A 16,687-nucleotide genomic window follows, 5' to 3' on the forward strand; every position below is an offset into this window, starting at 1 on the left:
ATGTTAGCACCCACTGCCTAGTTTATGTAACGCTAAAGTCTTTACATTGTTGACTTCTCATGACCTCTCAACAACAGATATAAGTCTTATACACTTAAGAATTTCGTCCTCACGAATTTCAAATCCTATTCTTTGTCCTGTCCTTGTCCAAGTAAAAGCAGTTCCCGGTATTCCTGCGGCGTCCGATTCGTCATTTTGCGGAAGAAGCGAGAGAAATAGGCCGGTGATTCGATGCCTACCGCTGCGGCAATCTCGCTGATTTTACAGTTCTCTCCCAGCATGGCAATGGCGCGTTCCAATCTTAACTGAGCAAGATAATCTGTAATGCTCATGCCTGTCGTTTCCTTGAACAAGCGTGACAGATAAGAAGGATTGAAGTATACCTTGTCCGCCAGTTCAATTAGAGATACCCCTGTATGAAGATGGGACTGCATATATTCCTTTACATAACGAATGATATTTGACTCTTCCCGATCATGCCATTCCCCAAGCAGGCGGAACATTTCTTTAGCAGTGCTGCTTAAAAAATGGAATACTTCTTCCCAGCTCGCGAATAGTTCCGGCTTCGTCAACCGTTCGGTGAGCAGCGAATCTTCAATCATGGAGCAGACCTGCCAACGATTAATGTAAGCAAGCAGAGGCGTCGAAATGCCGAAGAACACCTCTAGGCAAACTCCATCCTGCGGTAGAAAGGGATGGTCGTGTATGACAAGCTGCAGTTCCTGCAGCACTTCAATAAATGCCTCAGTCTGGCCCTTGTCTAAATGGATGCGTAGCAGCTCGATCTTACTGCGGTCAACCTTCAAGGCGGAGGGCGACAATTGCTCCCGCTTCTGGCCTCCTTCAGTTAGCAGCAGCCTCTGCCTATAGATCATCGCATGCGTCAGCCGCTGCCCCAGCTCCGCCTGCTTGGATGCAATGTTCTCCCAATCGACCGGGCAGTCGCCTACGATCATAGACAGCGATATGTCCAGCCTGGTGTAGAAATCTCCCTGAATTCGTTCCAGGCTCTCCTGTAAATATTTACGGGGTTCAAGTCCACCATCAGCTGGCAGCCTGTCGCCCTGCAAAAGCCAGATTATACCGTCCAGCGTATTGATAGCAACATAGCAATTCCAGCGGGCCGAGATTACCTCACCTGTCATTTGCTCGAGCACTGAAATCAATTGAGGTTTGATGGAGACGCTACTGCTGAATGCACCGTCAAACCGGGTAATGAAAAGCCATACGGGACTGACAGGCTCAAGAGAAATATCGAGCTCGGCGAAATTCTCCCGGCGCTGCTGCTCTTCACTAGGCTCCCCTCGCAGCAGGGCCAGTAGGTAATCCATTCTCAGCACAGCTGCGGCCGATTCCAGCTTATTCTCAGCCTGCTGCAACAGGTACTGCCGATGCAATGACTCCTCTATTCCATTAACCACCCGGCGGACGGTCTCCAGAATCACATCGTCATCCTCCGTCTTCAGAATGTAGCCAGCTGCCTCTTCCTTGACAGCATGGTAGGCATACTCGAAATCGGTATATCCGGTCAAGAAAATGACTTTACACGCCGGCCATAGCCTGCGGATCCGGGTATGAAGCTCCAGCCCGTTCATACCCGGCATAGCGATATCGGAGATGACGATGTCCATCCGACTGCGATGAAGCCAATTCAGTGCTTCCGTTACTGTATTTGCCTTGTATATATCAAGCTCGATTTCGGCCAGTTCGCCAAGCAGCTCATAGATCCATTCCACCACATGAAGCTCGTCGTCAACGATCAAGATTCGATACATCCGTTGCCACCTCCTTGGCTAAACGAATTTGTACACTTAGACCGCCATCACTGCCGAGGGCAACGGTAATGCCGCTGCCCGGGCCAAATTTGATGTTCAATCTGCGATGTATGTTAATCAGCCCCGTAATTTCATAATCATCGTGCGACACGTCCCCCAATCGCTGGTTCAGCTGCTGAAGACGCTGATCGTCCATGCCTTCTCCATTATCGGAAATCTCGATGATCCAATAGGCTTCGTTTTCTCCAAATGTCATAGAAATAAATCCGCCCCTCTCCTTTTGCTTCAGACCATGCTCAATGGCGTTCTCCAGCAGCGGCTGAAGAATCAGCCGTGGAACATACAACAGCTTGAGAGCTTCCGGCGGCTCCCCCATTTCGATCGAGAGTCTGCTGCCAAGCCTCATTTCCTGAATTTCCGCATAATTGCGGGTATGCTCTACCTCGCGGATAAGCAGAATTTCATCGGAAGTGTTGCGGGTAATATATTGAAAGAATTGACCGAGCTTCTTGGAAAATGTTATTGCATTTTCATCCTCCAGCTTGATCATCCGGTGCAGCATGAAGAAGCTGTTATAGAGAAAGTGAGGATTAATCTGGGCTTGGAGCTGCTTTAGCTCAGCACGCTGCACCAATATTTTTTGCCGATATACCTGATCGATTAATGAGTTCAACTGCTCTACCGTTGTATTGAAATATTCATACAAATAGGTAAAATCATCTTTCTTCTTCCGATAAATTCTTACCTTGAAGTCTCCTTCCTGCAGCTTGCGGAACGACCGAATCAAAGTTACAAGTGGACGATGCATAAACCGATACATGAATATGGAGAAGGTGACGGCAAACAGCATCGTGACTAGAGAGAAAAACCAGAACCAACTCCGATAAGTGCGAACCAGTCCGAAGAATAATTCACTGTCTAAATAACGAATCAATTCCATACCAAGTTCAGTCGATCCCTTATAAATAACAAATCGTTGATTCCCTCCATCATCGACAAAGGCTCGTCCAGCTAGATCCGGCGGAATCCAGTCCGGAATACCCTGCTGCGGGTCTGATGCAGCGATCACATCATGATTTCTTATGCTCCTCAGAACGACTTGTTCTCCTTGTTCATAACGGGTCAGGTAAGATAATCCCTCCCCAAGACGCTCTATCGAAATCGACAGCTCCAGAATAAACAACGGTTCACGCTGTGTTGAATTGGGAAAGGAAGCCCTTAGCTGCAATTGATCCCCATCCGTTCCGGAGAGGACGTAAAGCGGACTTTGCTCTCGAGTTCATCAAGTTCCTCTGCCTCAAGTTGGTCATATCCGCTCACTCCGGAGACTTTCATGTTTTTTTGCGGTAAATAGGCAACTACATCGGATATCAGCTCGTTACTGCTCTTGACCGCATTCAGCCTTTGCTGCAGCCGGGTAATCGCTCTTTGCCGCTCATACGTCGTCATGACCGGCGAAATTGTAGCTAAATAGTTGAGGTTATCATCGTTCAAGCTATCCAGCATCAGAGCTCTCATCTGATCCACGTCAGATGATAACCGCTCCAAATGATATGTCATTTGGGAATCTACCGATTGGTAGACCTGCTCTTCCACCGCATCGATGCCCCAATTGTAAATGAGCAAGCCTATCACATATATAGGAAGCAATACCGAAATAAACAGGAGTAAAAAACGCAGGTAAGTGGAGTTAGTCCAGGGGATAGAAAATTTCTTCATAACTTATGATGACTCCCTTCAGCAGCTGTATTGTATGCGATTTCAAAATGTTATTATAACATCCTGCCGCTTGTACCGGTGTAGTCCGATCTTGATATCCTTGACTTTATATTGGAGTTTGTCATCTGATAAAACATAAAAATCAGTCCCGGCTGCCAAATCCGAGAGAACATCCCTGACCTAGCGGGCTGTATTCGTATTATTCGTATTCCTTTATTGCGATTGTAAATGCTCTAGCAAAGCTAAGTCATTTCAGTCCATGTCGTACTAATATAACCAATCTTCATCCCGTCTGGAAGATTACGGACGGCAAGGTAGAAGCACGTAATCAATTGGGCCGATGGATAAATTGAACGGAACAAATGTCCATACGGTTAAAAAAGAAATCACAGATGCAGCAAAAAATAAAAAGAAGCCCGCTGGTCTTAAATAAAACAGAGGCGATCTCCTTGTGAGATCGCCTCTGTCTTATTATGACATTGAGATACTATTCACTTTCAAGAATCTCATTTGTCTGTCGTCTCCAAATCATATGGTCGTTTCCTTCACCCCAATAATTCTCAAACCAATAATCGGGTTCTCCCAATTTTTTTATCCAATACTTCTGAGCATGGCTGTACCCGCTATCCAGGCAAAACTCTACTATCCCCTTATTCCTTAAAGAGATAAGCAAATGAGTAAAGAGTAGACTTCCAATACCTCGCTGTTGATATTTAGGATGTACGAAAACCGTGCCTATCTCAACCATATTTTTTAATGAGTCTTGAGTGAGCTCATGAATCAAGCTGCTAGAAGGTCCGTATTCAATAGTTCCAATAATTTGTTCATTCATCACTGCAAGTAAAAAATATCTGTCTACTCCTAGGCTTTCGTAATCCAACTTAAGATATCTTTCTTTAGTCATAATTTCCTGTTCAATATCCTCAACTAAATCAGCCAAATTCTCTTTTGCAAAAGTATCCGTAATCACTGAGCGGAAGAAATGGTGTAACTCCTGATAATCTTCAAGATTTGGTCTTCTTATCTCTACTTGCTGCACAAACAGTCCTCCACTCTTCAGTTAACGCTCCAATTCCGTCCATGTCGTTCTAATGTAACCGATCTTCATTCCCACTTGCTCCATATTTCGATGGCTTTGTGTCAGATAACCGGCTTGACTGACCACGGTATTACACCCGTTCTTGGCGGCCTCGTAGATTCTTCTACGAATGAGAGCTTGATGGCAGCCTCTGTTCCTATACGCTGGGAGCGTCCCGGCAAAAGTCAATGAGGCAACGGTGTGGTTCATGTACATAACCCCAACCGCCGCTGGATTTCTATCAATCATAGCCATAAAGAATCTCCAACCTGGTCTGCCGTGTAGCACTTGGTTGTTCTCAGCGACATACGGAATGCCGTCATCCGGAAGTCCAGTGCTCCGGCAATGGATTAAGGCATACATCATGAACTCTTCCTTGGAAATTCCCTTGATATCAATGCCGGTATCACGCCAATCAGGTGGCAACTGCTCCATGGAATAGTACATCGACATGTGGAAGCCAGATTGATAGAACCCTCGTTCAGCCAGTTTCCTCAACATTTCCGAATTCACCCTTGAGGGGACAATTTCAAACTGCGGCTTACGCTCTCTCGACTTATAAAAGTCCAGAATCGCATCTATGGAATCGATATCGTCCGAACTCAATCCTTTTACCGTGTTGAATGTGGGCCAGGGCATCGTTCTGCTGTAGAAAGCCACTGCGTTACCAAATGACTTCATATCTACCCCTTCCGGATTTCCTGGTCTCTCCTTGATCGCCCACATTCTATCTACCATATAATCAATCTCTGATCGCTCTATCAAAATACCTTGATTTTCTGTTAAAGGCTGAGTTCTATTCATGGATACCTCACCTCTTGAATTATATTTAAAGTAGTTAGAATTTAATTCAATGATACTCATCCTTTAATAGCCCATAATACACGAGGTCTTCATACTTGCCCCATTTTATTGCATGCTGCCTTAAGGTCCCTTCGTATTTCATTCCTAGTTTACTCATCACTTTCCCCGATGCCGGGTTCTTGCCAAGATGCCTTGCGAAGATACGATTTATCTTCAATTCTTCGAAGGCATATTGTACCATCCCTTTTGCCGCTTCAGTGCAGTATCCGTTATTCTTATACTTTTTTCCAATCCAATAGGCAAGTTCTCCATGATTAAACTTCTTATTTAATCCTATACTTATTGCACCGATTAAATATTTATCTTCTTTATGCTCAATAGCTAATTCAAGCGATCGATTTTCTTTAAAATTAATGCCATGTGTCCTTATCCAAGCTTCAGCCATACCTTCCTCATAAGGATGAGGGATATACAAAGTCATTTCAGCAATATATTTATCGCCTGCTAATTCTTGAACAATTTCAGCGTCATCTAGACTAAAAGGCCGTAATATTGTTCTTTCTAATTCAATGGTCGGTAAAGTTCTAATTATGATCCCCTCCCAGATTATTGAACCCTACTCTCACGTCCCTGCATATACAAGAAGATCCGGCTTAAGATTTCTATATCTTGGGCCGGATCCTGTGTGTTTCATTTATTTAACTATTCGATAAACTTAGATGCTCTTCCTTCTTTTCTATAATATCGGTGAAGCAGCACTCCCTTATCGCTTAGCTCACTTTTCTGTGTGCTGCCCAATTGACGCTCTTCTCATTGACATACCCAAACAATCCCCCTACAATCATCGCTGCAACGCTGCCGCCAAAATTTAAGCCGGTCGCAAAATAAGTGTTCGCTCCAATAAATGCACCCGGAATGAACCCAAGCCATTTAAAACGAGATTGCATGCTCATGCCACATGCGCCAATCGCTACCGAGAGCCCAAGCCCTATGGTTTCACCTAAAAATACGGCAAAGAAATTTGACATCTGTACCATAAGAAATCCCCAGATCACACCCGTGAAGTTAGTAATCAACGCAGACTTTAAACCTTTTGTACCACCGCCTGCAGCAAAAAACGATGACCAGCCCAGAAATCCAGCAAATGTAACTAAACCAATATTCAGACTAAGCATCGCCCAAATGCCTGACAAGATGCCTGTCACAATTCCAATGATAATCCATGATGACATGCGATATCCTCCAACAAATGCAGCTATAATTCATAATCAATCATTCACCTTACGGCATTAGCGTTCGCAAATCGCACCCCAACTATACGAAAACAGTCCCAAAGTCATCCATGCTCATGACCTTGGGACAAATCACTTCTATCAAATAGTCCGCATATGATAAGTGATAATTAACTACTACACTTGTTATGTGTCGAGAGGGTGTGTATTTCTTGCCAATAAAAAACGGTAAAGAGTATATCGAGCGGATCGATCATCAGAAAATTAACCTGTGGTATAATGGCCAACGTGTCACCGGTCTGTTATCCGAACACCCTGCATTTCGTGGACTGATACACACCCAAGCGGATCTATACGATATGCAGTGTGATGAACAATATGCTCATCTGATGACTTATAAATCTCCACTCACCGGCGATCCGGTTGGCTTATCTTTTCTGCCTCCTATGAATAAAGAGGACTTGCTGCGACGTGGACAGATGATCGATCTGTGGTCAAAGAGACATCACGGGTTTCTCGGCCGCTCACCTGATTATATGAATACTGTCCTTATGTCGTTATATACAGCTGCCGCGATTCTTGAAGAGGATAACCCTAAGTACGCAAATAATTTAAGAAGCTATTATGATTATTGTCGTGACAATGACATCACCTTATCTCATGCTTTTGTCCAGCCATTTGCAAGCAAATGGTCAGCGGAAGCCGATTCTGTTGAAACAACAATTGCTTGCAAGGTAGTTGAAATAACTAACGCCGGTCTGATAGTTAGCGGTGCATTTGTGATGGCTACCCAAGGCGCAACATGTGAAGAAATTCTAGTCCTCCCTACACCTAATGTAACGTTCTCAGAGGATATAAATCCAACAGCCATTGCATTCGCCGTACCGAATGATCTTGACGGGATGACATTTATTTGCCGTGATAGTTATGCCCACAACTCCTCCTTCGATTACCCGCTCAGCTCCCGATTTGATGAGATGGATACCATGGTCATTTTCGACAAGGTGCTTATTCCGCACAACCGTGTGTTCTACTATGGAAATGAGGATATGGCCAATCGTTTATTTACAGAAGGCAACTTTCTTGCCTATGCAGGGCACCAAGTCGTCTCCAGATATATAGCTAAAATGGAATTTTTCCTAGGTCTTATCCAAAGCCTGGCGGAAGAACAAAATGCCTCAGTGGAAATGTCCACAATCGATCAAATATCCCGAATCATGATGTTTCTTGAGAATCTCAAAGCTTTAAGACTAGCTTCTGAGACAGAGGGAGCTACAAATCATATGGGGTACTTTACGCCGGCGACCAGTCCTCTTCTCGCTGCTTGTCTGCAATTCCCTGACTTCCATAGAGAGATCACAAATATGATTCAAATGATGAGCTCCAGCAGCTTAATTATGAGTCCGTCGGGAGCTAATTTTGAATCAGATATTAAGCCTTATATGGAGAACTACTTAAAAGGAATATTCACGACTGCTGAAGAACGAGTCGCTTTGTTCAGGCTAGCATGGGAGCTAGGAGCTGGGGCTTTTGGGGGAGACAGAACCAGTATGAACTCTTCTTCCTAGGCAGTCGAAAAATTATCTCCTCCCGGTTATACAACTGCTTCCCTAATCCAGATGACTACAAGAGCATAGTTGCTGATTTTTTACAAAGTAATAAGGCCTGACTCTAAATGAGTTAGGCCTTTAAATTGGTGAATCCTATAATTGCGTGTTTAAAAAGTCAGACTTTCAGCACCGAGAAGGTTGGATGAAGCTAGGGACTGAGGAGCGGAGCGTACGTAGTTGGTACGTGAGCACCGGAAGGCCCGGCTGAATTCAAGATTCGATGTCGAATAAGCACTCAGTGTTACTTCGTGATCAAAGGGGGGCTTTTTAAACAACCTCTATAAGTGCTTCCACCATATCCCCGCACATTCTGGAACCGTGGACCAATGATTGTCTTTAATTTCCTTCGTTAACTCCTTACCAAAGAAGAATTCAGTGCTTTGTCTCGCTTCCTCAACATCTCTAAAATGATAATCCATCCGGATCCATTTATGCTGGAATCCAAAATCCTCTTCAAGTGCTCTATAATACTCCGTTAGAAACTCAGGTGGGTTAGGTGTTTCCGTTCCCGTCCCCATTGTCTCAAAAATGATAATCGTTCCCCCTTCCTCAACACCCGATAAAGCTCTGAAATAATCTGCTGTAGATTATCTTCCCAATGATTATTCTCAGAACCTGTTAAATAACAGATACTCCAGCCTGATACCGCCAAATCAATTGATCTATCGGCAATCGGGAGTTCTCGATGATCAGCTACAATCGTGGTCCAATTACGATTAATACCTTGCTGCATTAATTTATGTTCTAAAAGTTCCAGCATTGCTGAGGAAATATCCGTGCATATCAGTGATTTTGCTTCCTCAGCAATAACGCTTGATAATCTGCCTGAGCCTGCACCTAAATCAAGGATATCCAAGTTTTGAAAAGGCCTGATTTCCTTAATATTTTCGGCTAAATCAGGTTGTCTACTAATCATAAATTCATATGTATCTGTCTGATTGCGATAGATTTCCTCATGCGTGGCCATGATAATATCACTCTTTTCAATGTGCTTCTATACTAATTCCTTTAGTCTTAATAATATATTTGTGATATGTCCATTTACAATCGCAGAAATAAACAATCCTTCGTTAAACCTATCCCCGCGAATGTAACTCGTCATTAATTTCCTAAGCGTTTCTAAATCGGCATTCCGGATCTGTTCTTGGATATTATAGTTTATATTTGTATAGACTTCATTGTCATGAAGCCACTTCTTCCAATCGTACACCAATAGAAATCCAGTATCATTTAGCAATTTACGAAACCTGCGGACATCTTCACTCTCCAGGTAATATCCATTCACCTCGGTAAAGAAAGTACTGCTGGAATCCTGGAAAAATTCAAGATAGCTAAGCAACTTTTTGATCTCTTGGTCTGTAATCATTTCTTTTGTCATGAGCGATTCCTCTTTACATATTGATTGATCTTGGCTACTTGGGAATATACCTTTGAGGTGATCCTAAGTGATTCTAAAAATAATAACTATCGTATTATGGATATTGCACCTTAATGTCCAATTCACGGATCCTACGTTCATTCAAGTCTTTGATGTGAAGCAGGAGAAGGTGATTAGACAAATTAAATTAACCGATGAGCTGGAGAAATCAATTCTAGCCTGTCTGGATACTTCACCAAAAATATATGGTGGCTTCTCAGTAGACCCTCGTTCTGGCCAAATTCTACATATTAAATATAAACATCCCGTGAAATTATCTTCTCCGGTCTATACCAACTTAGTTAAAGAAGTTTATCTCTTCCTTGAGGATGGAAAACCGCCTAGGGCCTTAATTTTCTTCAATTCTGTGAGTAAAAATATCGTGGTTGTGTTAAACGGTAAAAATAAGCAATGTCTATTGCAGAATCATTTAAAATAACACATGTAGCTACCTAATTAAAAATTCACTGAAACTAACAATTTGTTCTGTTATTTTAGGATAAATTCCAATCAATACAAAAGTACCAATAAATAAAGTTACGGCGATATTGGGATATCTGATCTTCAAGTAACGTACTGATTGTATGAAGCACAACAATAACAGGGGAAGCGTAATGAAGGCTGATATATGCCAACTAAGCTTCCCGCTCGTGCTCCAACTTCCAATTCCAACGAACTCCAGCATGCTATCCATAAATGAGTATTCATACAAGTGGTTGCTGCCAAGTATTACGACAACAAAGCAAGCAGCGAGCCATATCAATCCAGCAGTTATATTGTTCTTTTGACTGAACATAGAAGATCCTCCTCCTCTCTGATCATCATTGGTCTTCACTTCATTATTCATGAGTTTTTGTTATATACAACTTCTGTTCCGGCAATAAAGTCATGTATCGCTCTTCGATCTTCCCTTAACCCCACCATGAATGCACTGATAATCAGACCAATACCAAGCGTCAGAGCATACACAATCCCCCAATAACATTACGTAACAACATGGTTCCAAGTCCGGGTGGAGAATTATCATAGACTTTTCTTATTTTGATTCCACATAGGCGCTTTCCAATCGTATATCCTCCCAAAATATAGGCACTAGCAGCGAGTACAAGAAGTTCAATGTACTTCTTACATTATCATCGCCTGTATCACCTATAAAATTATAAGAAATAATTGCAGCAAGAAGTCCAATGATGATTGAGTCTATTATCGCGGCTCCGAGTCTAATCCAAAAGCCTGCTGTCTCCATAACCCTTCTCCTTCCTTAATTGCCAAATTCATTATTATTCTAAGAATATGTAACAGCTCCTTATTTGTTTCTGGATTTTAAAACATGGGTCATTTCCGCCTTTATTCCATACTCATTCTCATTCTGTAGACCAATTCATTAGCTTCCTTCAGGGTAAACTCCTGTTTAATGGTAAACTCGCCTGTCGTAAGCACAGCAGAAACGATAGGTGAAGTTATTAAGTCTTCATCACAATAGATTGATAGTTCTTTGCCTAATAATTTCCGAGTGATTTCTTCGAATTTTTTTGCTTCTTTAAATCGTCCAGTAATCAGAACTTGTTCATCTTCTGAAAAAGCCACTGATATCATGTCAAGATCGGCTCCAGTAGCTAATACGTTCCTATCCTTATCTTCGAAGGTTACCTTTGTTTTTTCTTGCTCTACTTTTTTTTCAGGTAAATCTATAATATTGCATCCAGCTATGACGCAAATACTTAGAAATAGAGAGAAAATAACTGTTATTCTGAATTTCATCCTTTATCCCCTTTCTATAGTTAAATACAATCACTTCAACCAATGTTTAATAAACAACCCAACCATTGATAGCTGTTATCTAGGCTGGGTTGTATGTTATGTGAGCTTGAATCATTTTCATATTCATATCTCCAAAGTTTCATTACATATTCTAACTGGGTTTTCGAGTTCTTCCTGACTTACTTAATGTTCTTTATTTTACTACTCTAGAATACTGTTCGGTTATCTCCCAATTTTTGTATTGTATCAGTCGAGCGATATTTACAACTGTTGAAAGAAGCACAACAAATCCAACAATAAAGAATATTACTCCATTCGAACTTTCTAATAAAAATATCTTCTGATAGTAGATCTCTTGATTTTATTAATAAAATGATTATAACAATCCTCACAAATTACAGTTTTTCTCTTCCCCACTAAGAGCAAACAATTTACACAATAATCTTTATTGCAAAATGGACAACTCTTTTCATGTTCTTTATCAACATGCTTAAAACATGCTTTCATCATTTACTCCCCTCTCGTATGAGGGCCTGACCTCCTCGAGCCACTTATTTGATGCTATTACTCATTTGGATCCTCTCACTCCATATTGATGCCTTCATCGAGTGTATGAGGTAGAGTCGAGTATATTAATCGTGTTCTGAGAGTCAAAATTAAGTGAATATCTTATTGTCTTTCCTTCGGAAATATAATTTACATCTATTTTTTCTATATGATCTGTGTGTGCAATAATCTTATGTATCTTGTGTGGGTAGTTGTAAAATCCAATAATCCCCATTATTAAAATTGCTATTACAAACAATATCAATAATTTTCGTTTTATCAATTAGGTTCTCCCACCTTAAACACATCACGTCACTTACTTCTTCCTTGTCATCAAAAACGCTTTATCTGCTTTTTCAAATCCTAATTTAGGATAGTAATCAACAGCTGTTGGTGCGGCAAGTAGTATTAATGAACATTCATCTCCAATTTTTGTATGGACACGTTGTACTAATTCTTTTCCAATTCCGTGATTTTGATATCTTTGGTCCACCGCCAGATCAGATAAGTAACAGGAATACGAATAGTCAGTTATAGCTCTGGCTACCCCAACCATCTTATCATCATCCCAGGCGGTAATTATAATATCTGTATTATCGATCATTCTCTGGATTCTCTCCACCTCTTCATAAGGTCTTATAATCCCGGAGTTCCTGAAAACTTCTGCAACATCGCGTGCATTTTGTTCTTTTTTATCTGAGAAAATGATCATATTATTGCTCCTTCAGTGTAAAAAATTATTATTATTATAATCTCTTCTCGTAACTTTCCTCCAACCCTTTCCTGATTACGTCTTCTGTAAATTCAATTGAATTCACATGATCCTTTAAAATAGCTGAAACCGACGGCAAAGCGTCGTTATCCGCCCATGACTGGGTATCCCATACCTTAGATCGTTTAAAGGCTTTAGCGCAATGAATGAAGCATTCCTCGACTTCTACTCCAATCCCTAATAGGGGCTGTTTATCTCTAGATTTCATCTGTTCTAGAATGTCTTGATCCTTGATTACAAAAGCTTTCCCATTGATCCTAAGCGTCTCTTCTAGTCCGGGGATAATAAATATCATACCGATCCTTGGATTTAACAAAATATTTCTTAATGAATCATTTCTACGATTACCTGGTCTCTCTGGGATCACTAAGTACTTCTCATCTAAGACAAGAACCGATCCAGGAACATCTCCTCGTGGAGACACATCACAAAGCCCTTGATCATCCGCAGTGGATATAAATAATAATGGGGACATGGAGATAAAATTTCGACAATGAGCATCTAAGTATTGTATGGCTTTCTTCTTGACGATTTCACTCGGATAACCCAAGAGATCTCTAATCTCTGCTTCTGAAGACACGATTTCTTTAAAAGGCATCTGCATACGAGCACCTCTATTCTTCTTTTTACAGCATCTGTTATGAATCCCTTAATTCGGAGCTATTTTATCTCACCAGTACTTGAATTTCTTTACCCTCAATAAAATAATGCAAATAAAATACACCAGGCATACAATCCTATAAGTCGAATACACTCCATCACCATAGCTCATAAATATACCGTACGGAATACTCCATATGAACGAAATTAACATAACTAGAATTCTTGATTGAAATAGGCCGATTGAAAATAAACACGCAGGAAGCACAAACATCACGAACGAAGTGGTTGGATCAGCTTTATTCATCCCTTCAAAGTATGGATCTTCCCAAACTAAAAGAATCCAAAGTATGATTGACACCAAACTTGCTAAATAACCAAGTAACTTAATATGTCGTACTTTGAAAATATGAATCCCCACCCTTAACCTCTTCTGTTTCTTAATTCCTCAACGATAGGTCGTACAGGAGGACTGATCTTCTCAGGCAGCTCATCTATTCGAAAGAACCTGATGTCCTTTCCTTCATCATTCAGTTTTTCTTCACCCTTATAGGAGTCACTCGTGTAAACTATATCTACGTTGTACACTTCATCTCCATTTGGATATTTATAGTACAGTTCTTCACCAGAAAAGACACCAAATAAATTTAAGCTATCTACAATGAGTCCAGTTTCTTCAAATACTTCTCTTGCAGCTGTCTCCTCAACCTTCTCACCTAGTTCAACTGCCCCTCCTGGAAAACACCAGCTGTCATTATCCGTCCTATGAAGCATCAAAACTTCTCCATCCGGATTATTAATAATAACGCTCGAACCGCACATGATGATGGGACGAGTCCCTACTAACTTTCTCATTTCTCTAATGTATTCTTTCATATGGTTACCTCATACGTTCATTGTCCGTCTTTTCATTAAACCTCAATTGGATTAAATAGAAATGGAGCTCCATTTAAATAGTTTCTTAATATGGCCTGAGCATAGGGTTGCTCTTCTTTCAAACCCTCGGTTTCTCTTGGATGGGGGCATGATGACAATAATTATCGATCATAACCATTACCGCAAAATTTTCTAATGCTGGTAGCCAATCCTCTTCCAACTTCCTAATGCTCTGATACCCCTTAATGACTAACTCTCTTTGCACAGGATAAAGCCCTAAAATCGTATGTGCTACATCATAAAGAAAATACCCAAAACCACATCTTCCAAAATCAATTGGGTGGGGATCGCCATTATGAAATATAATGTTGCCTTGGTGCAGATCTCCATGAATCAGCCCGTAATTATTTCCATTATTTTGTAATGTATTAAGCCAGCATAAAACCTTCTCGATTGCAGATCGATACAGTTTATATTCTGCATCCGTCAGAAAACGATGATAGTGTTCAGCTAACCTTGTCGTTGCTTGTATAAAGCTTTGCTCCCCCATTCAGGACGTTCAAAACCTGAAGGTAATTCGAAATTTTGCGCTACAGAATGTAACTTTGCCAAAAGTATTCCTTCTTTAATGATTTCGTCCTCGGTAAGTCCACCGCTCTTATGTTCACCCTCTACCCAACGCATCAATGATACATGAGCATTGTGACCAGTTCCCTGATCAATCGTAACGCTTCTTGAGCCATTACGGTCTAGAACCCCTATTGGAACAGGAGTATCCAGTCTATCGTTCAGAGCTTCTAACCAAGCGAGTTCAGAATCTATCGCTTCTTTTTTCATTTCAGAATGAATGCGGAGAAGAAATGTTCCATCGTTACTTGTCTCTATTACGAAAGTAGCTGTGTCAGATAGTTGGTTAAACCGTATTTGAGTCCAATCTAGATCATAATTTTGAAATGCCGACAGAGCCAGCCTCTTTGTCTGTACAATTGTCTCTTGAATCGATTCATCAGAATCTAATTGAAATATTTTGTCCATGTCATTTCCTTTCAGAGTGTCTCAAAATCTTTAAAATTACATCGCCAATCCGTTACAAACGCCGGATAATATCCAGCACGATATGCCACTCGTTGTGAGGCGATATTGCTTGAGATTACATCATAGAGTGGCACGCAGCCACGATTTAATAGTTCATAGGTTAAGCTGTTTACTATATAAATAAGCTGCCAGCCCTGAATTACGGTACTCAGGAAGAACATCTACACCCATTTGCCAAATCTTCGCACACACATTCCCTGCACCGGCCATGGCAACCATTTTATCGTTGTGCTTAGCAAGTACACCGAGCACAGTCTGGTAAGGATGATTCATTTCAGAAATGATAGCGTTGTCAAACCCTTCAATTCCTAATAATTTAGCAATCTCATCCTTCTCTACCACTTCATATGAAAAATCGGCTGGAGGTAACATTCGCTTCATTTTTTGAAAATCAGGGAGAAAATGCAGATATAGTCCTCTAATAAACGGTAAGGAGAAGATCGTATCTCTATCTTTTCCTTGCATATGCGCTTTAGCAATCGCCAGTCGTTCTGGTGTCGCCGATACTACAATGGATTTCCCCATAGACAATATCTCAAAATAGCGCTCTTTTCTCGGGTATGGTCTACGTCCCGGATTCTCCTTAGCGTCCACAAAAACAATACTGTCTTGTTCAGCATTTAAATCCTCGACTGTGCAGTTCAGATCAATTGCAAGCTGGGTCTGCACGATATGTACCATTTCTTCTTGGGTTATCATTTCCGCGTCTCCTTATCTAATAAGAATCTAAAGAGAATTCTCAATAGACTTACTCGATAATATCTTCAATTGTCTTCTCATACATAACTTCATCAGTTAATGAATAATTCGCTTTTCGATAAGTTTTTTGAGCTGTTATATTGTCATGGCCGGTTAATATCTTAATTTCCTTAACGCTGATTTGGAGCAAACTTTCTTCTAACAAGTTAATTATTTTCGATCCCCAGCCTTTTCCTCGCTCTTCTTCAACAACATATAGTTCCGTTATTTCTCCATGGGGTTCCGGGTAACAAAAAGAATTGTAGTATTGAGCACAGCCAAAGCCTACCGCTCGATCGTTACAAATAGCTAGTGCAATGATCTCATTGGTGTTCAGAAGACTTTGCTTCACTTCTACAAGGGATCGTTCTACACCATTAAATTTGTAATTTAATTCAATTAACGAAGAACAGTCATCAAAAGTTGCTAGCCTTATAGTATTATTGGTCAATGGATGCGTCCCACCTTATCTAACTTATTTCCATTTAGTATCAGTTTGGCGAAATTGATAAATAAGTAAAGAAACCAAAGCGATAATAAGTAATATTGTAACTGGCGCCCTACTTCCAGAATAATTCAGATTATTCTTAATCCAAATTACAATAAAGAAGATGGAATACATCATTACAGTAATAAGGACACCATTCATATATTCGCCATCCTT

Annotated in this window: 21 protein-coding genes and 1 pseudogene; 2 read left to right on the plus strand and 20 right to left on the minus strand. The window is 41.0% G+C overall.

The window, feature by feature from the left end:
* Positions 1-125 precede the first annotated feature (125 nt).
* The 7 genes from RE628_RS19560 to RE628_RS19590 form a co-directional block, all read right to left on the minus strand.
* Positions 126-1,775 carry a response regulator transcription factor gene (locus RE628_RS19560; RefSeq protein ID WP_309154606.1) on the minus strand — a complete coding sequence of 550 codons (1,650 nt, stop codon included), beginning with the start codon at positions 1,773-1,775 and terminating at the stop codon, positions 126-128.
* Positions 1,753-3,003: a sensor histidine kinase gene (locus RE628_RS19565; RefSeq protein WP_309154607.1), complete on the minus strand. Its 1,251-nt coding sequence runs from the start codon at positions 3,001-3,003 to the stop codon at positions 1,753-1,755. The genes RE628_RS19560 and RE628_RS19565 overlap by 23 nt, the downstream gene beginning before the upstream one ends.
* Positions 2,994-3,494 carry a hypothetical protein gene (locus RE628_RS19570; protein WP_309154608.1) on the minus strand — a complete coding sequence of 167 codons (501 nt, stop codon included), beginning with the start codon at positions 3,492-3,494 and terminating at the stop codon, positions 2,994-2,996. Before RE628_RS19570 ends, RE628_RS19565 begins: the two co-directional genes overlap by 10 nt.
* Before the next feature lie 487 nt (positions 3,495-3,981).
* Positions 3,982-4,533: a GNAT family N-acetyltransferase gene (locus RE628_RS19575; RefSeq protein ID WP_309154609.1), complete on the minus strand. Its 552-nt coding sequence runs from the start codon at positions 4,531-4,533 to the stop codon at positions 3,982-3,984.
* 21 nt (positions 4,534-4,554) lie between these two features.
* A complete protein-coding gene (locus tag RE628_RS19580; protein ID WP_309154610.1) occupies positions 4,555-5,376 on the minus strand; it encodes a GNAT family N-acetyltransferase in 822 nt (273 codons plus the stop codon).
* Between the two features lie 46 nt (positions 5,377-5,422).
* Positions 5,423-5,986: a GNAT family N-acetyltransferase gene (locus RE628_RS19585; RefSeq protein ID WP_309159509.1), complete on the minus strand. Its 564-nt coding sequence runs from the start codon at positions 5,984-5,986 to the stop codon at positions 5,423-5,425.
* Positions 5,987-6,146: 160 nt separating this feature from the next.
* On the minus strand, positions 6,147-6,608 hold the full coding sequence (locus RE628_RS19590; RefSeq protein ID WP_309154611.1) for a DUF1097 domain-containing protein: 462 nt from the start codon (positions 6,606-6,608) through the stop codon (positions 6,147-6,149).
* Between the two features lie 212 nt (positions 6,609-6,820).
* Between RE628_RS19590 and RE628_RS19595 the strand changes: the two genes are divergently transcribed.
* Positions 6,821-8,176, plus strand: a complete 1,356-nt coding sequence (locus RE628_RS19595) for a 4-hydroxyphenylacetate 3-hydroxylase N-terminal domain-containing protein (RefSeq protein ID WP_309154612.1) — start codon at positions 6,821-6,823, stop codon at positions 8,174-8,176.
* A 320-nt stretch (positions 8,177-8,496) separates the two neighbouring features.
* Here the strand turns inward: RE628_RS19595 and RE628_RS19600 are convergent, their stop codons facing one another.
* The 3 genes from RE628_RS19600 to RE628_RS19610 are packed head-to-tail and all read right to left on the minus strand — an operon-like array spanning position 8,497 to position 9,596.
* Positions 8,497-8,736, minus strand: a complete 240-nt coding sequence (locus RE628_RS19600) for a methyltransferase type 11 (protein WP_309154613.1) — start codon at positions 8,734-8,736, stop codon at positions 8,497-8,499.
* Entirely contained in the window at positions 8,694-9,185 is a 492-nt protein-coding gene (locus RE628_RS19605) for a class I SAM-dependent methyltransferase (RefSeq protein WP_309154614.1), read from the minus strand. Before RE628_RS19605 ends, RE628_RS19600 begins: the two co-directional genes overlap by 43 nt.
* A gap of 27 nt (positions 9,186-9,212) precedes the next feature.
* The gene (locus RE628_RS19610) at positions 9,213-9,596 is read right to left on the minus strand and encodes a DUF6508 domain-containing protein (protein WP_309154615.1); all 384 of its coding nucleotides are present in this window, start codon (positions 9,594-9,596) and stop codon (positions 9,213-9,215) included.
* Positions 9,597-9,663: 67 nt separating this feature from the next.
* Between RE628_RS19610 and RE628_RS19615 the strand changes: the two genes are divergently transcribed.
* Complete coding sequence (locus tag RE628_RS19615; protein WP_309154616.1) at positions 9,664-10,074, plus strand: hypothetical protein; 411 nt, start codon at positions 9,664-9,666, stop codon at positions 10,072-10,074.
* 9 nt (positions 10,075-10,083) lie between these two features.
* Here the strand turns inward: RE628_RS19615 and RE628_RS19620 are convergent, their stop codons facing one another.
* From RE628_RS19620 to RE628_RS19665, 10 genes and pseudogenes are all read right to left on the minus strand, one after another.
* Positions 10,084-10,431: a hypothetical protein gene (locus RE628_RS19620; RefSeq protein WP_309154617.1), complete on the minus strand. Its 348-nt coding sequence runs from the start codon at positions 10,429-10,431 to the stop codon at positions 10,084-10,086.
* Between the two features lie 47 nt (positions 10,432-10,478).
* Positions 10,479-10,881, minus strand: a pseudogene (locus RE628_RS19625) (RDD family protein).
* A gap of 101 nt (positions 10,882-10,982) precedes the next feature.
* Positions 10,983-11,396 carry a SecDF P1 head subdomain-containing protein gene (locus RE628_RS19630; RefSeq protein ID WP_309154618.1) on the minus strand — a complete coding sequence of 138 codons (414 nt, stop codon included), beginning with the start codon at positions 11,394-11,396 and terminating at the stop codon, positions 10,983-10,985.
* Positions 11,397-12,258: 862 nt separating this feature from the next.
* Positions 12,259-12,654: a GNAT family N-acetyltransferase gene (locus RE628_RS19635; protein ID WP_309154619.1), complete on the minus strand. Its 396-nt coding sequence runs from the start codon at positions 12,652-12,654 to the stop codon at positions 12,259-12,261.
* A 34-nt stretch (positions 12,655-12,688) separates the two neighbouring features.
* Positions 12,689-13,318 carry a pyridoxamine 5'-phosphate oxidase family protein gene (locus RE628_RS19640; RefSeq protein ID WP_309154620.1) on the minus strand — a complete coding sequence of 210 codons (630 nt, stop codon included), beginning with the start codon at positions 13,316-13,318 and terminating at the stop codon, positions 12,689-12,691.
* A 419-nt stretch (positions 13,319-13,737) separates the two neighbouring features.
* A complete protein-coding gene (locus tag RE628_RS19645; protein WP_309154621.1) occupies positions 13,738-14,190 on the minus strand; it encodes an NUDIX hydrolase in 453 nt (150 codons plus the stop codon).
* A 118-nt stretch (positions 14,191-14,308) separates the two neighbouring features.
* The gene (locus RE628_RS19650; protein WP_309154622.1) at positions 14,309-14,740 is read right to left on the minus strand and encodes a phosphotransferase enzyme family protein; all 432 of its coding nucleotides are present in this window, start codon (positions 14,738-14,740) and stop codon (positions 14,309-14,311) included.
* The gene (locus tag RE628_RS19655; RefSeq protein WP_309154623.1) at positions 14,701-15,225 is read right to left on the minus strand and encodes a phosphotransferase; all 525 of its coding nucleotides are present in this window, start codon (positions 15,223-15,225) and stop codon (positions 14,701-14,703) included. Before RE628_RS19655 ends, RE628_RS19650 begins: the two co-directional genes overlap by 40 nt.
* A 153-nt stretch (positions 15,226-15,378) precedes the next feature.
* A complete protein-coding gene (locus RE628_RS19660) occupies positions 15,379-15,984 on the minus strand; it encodes a GNAT family N-acetyltransferase (protein ID WP_309154624.1) in 606 nt (201 codons plus the stop codon).
* Between the two features lie 49 nt (positions 15,985-16,033).
* Positions 16,034-16,474: a GNAT family N-acetyltransferase gene (locus tag RE628_RS19665; RefSeq protein WP_309154625.1), complete on the minus strand. Its 441-nt coding sequence runs from the start codon at positions 16,472-16,474 to the stop codon at positions 16,034-16,036.
* Positions 16,475-16,687: the final 213 nt, after the last annotated feature.

Source organism: Paenibacillus sp. D2_2, assembly GCF_031199965.1.
Lineage (GTDB): Bacteria > Bacillota > Bacilli > Paenibacillales > Paenibacillaceae > Fontibacillus.

Coding starts and splice junctions, on each gene's coding strand:
- RE628_RS19560 (WP_309154606.1), bottom strand. CDS start 1,775: ATGTATCGAATCTTGATCGTTGACGACGAGCTTCATGTGGTGGAATGG.
- RE628_RS19570 (WP_309154608.1), bottom strand. CDS start 3,494: ATGAAGAAATTTTCTATCCCCTGGACTAACTCCACTTACCTGCGTTTT.
- RE628_RS19580 (WP_309154610.1), bottom strand. CDS start 5,376: ATGAATAGAACTCAGCCTTTAACAGAAAATCAAGGTATTTTGATAGAG.
- RE628_RS19590 (WP_309154611.1), bottom strand. CDS start 6,608: ATGTCATCATGGATTATCATTGGAATTGTGACAGGCATCTTGTCAGGC.
- RE628_RS19600 (WP_309154613.1), bottom strand. CDS start 8,736: ATGGGGACGGGAACGGAAACACCTAACCCACCTGAGTTTCTAACGGAG.
- RE628_RS19605 (WP_309154614.1), bottom strand. CDS start 9,185: ATGGCCACGCATGAGGAAATCTATCGCAATCAGACAGATACATATGAA.
- RE628_RS19610 (WP_309154615.1), bottom strand. CDS start 9,596: ATGACAAAAGAAATGATTACAGACCAAGAGATCAAAAAGTTGCTTAGC.
- RE628_RS19620 (WP_309154617.1), bottom strand. CDS start 10,431: ATGTTCAGTCAAAAGAACAATATAACTGCTGGATTGATATGGCTCGCT.
- RE628_RS19630 (WP_309154618.1), bottom strand. CDS start 11,396: ATGAAATTCAGAATAACAGTTATTTTCTCTCTATTTCTAAGTATTTGC.
- RE628_RS19635 (WP_309154619.1), bottom strand. CDS start 12,654: ATGATCATTTTCTCAGATAAAAAAGAACAAAATGCACGCGATGTTGCA.
- RE628_RS19640 (WP_309154620.1), bottom strand. CDS start 13,318: ATGCAGATGCCTTTTAAAGAAATCGTGTCTTCAGAAGCAGAGATTAGA.
- RE628_RS19645 (WP_309154621.1), bottom strand. CDS start 14,190: ATGAAAGAATACATTAGAGAAATGAGAAAGTTAGTAGGGACTCGTCCC.
- RE628_RS19650 (WP_309154622.1), bottom strand. CDS start 14,740: ATGGGGGAGCAAAGCTTTATACAAGCAACGACAAGGTTAGCTGAACAC.
- RE628_RS19655 (WP_309154623.1), bottom strand. CDS start 15,225: ATGGACAAAATATTTCAATTAGATTCTGATGAATCGATTCAAGAGACA.
- RE628_RS19660 (WP_309154624.1), bottom strand. CDS start 15,984: ATGATAACCCAAGAAGAAATGGTACATATCGTGCAGACCCAGCTTGCA.